Below are 283 nucleotides of genomic sequence, written 5' to 3'. Positions count from 1 at the left end.
GATCTTATTCGTAATGCAGGTGCTTTGCCAGGTATTAAAGTCGATACTGGTGCCAAACCATTAGCGGCTTTTCCTCAAGAAATGATCACAGAAGGGTTAGATGGTCTTCGTGAGCGTTTAAAAGATTATTATGCTTTAGGAGCGCGTTTTGCTAAATGGCGCGCGGTAATTGCGATTGATGCGTATGCTCTGCCGACAAAAGGGGCAATAAGCCAAAAGGCACAAGCTCTCGCGCGCTATGCTGCTTTGTGTCAGGAAGCAGGTCTTGTGCCGATTGTGGAGC

Annotated in this window: 1 protein-coding gene; it reads left to right on the top strand. The window is 47.3% G+C overall.

From position 1 onward, the window contains the following. Window positions 1-283: class I fructose-bisphosphate aldolase (locus ACFIK8_RS09555; protein ID WP_375669289.1), on the top strand; the 283-nt coding region annotated here is incomplete at both ends.

The sequence above is a fragment of the Bartonella sp. MR168JLCBS genome (assembly GCF_042194175.1).
This window is presented reverse-complemented; position numbering and strand designations above follow the sequence as displayed.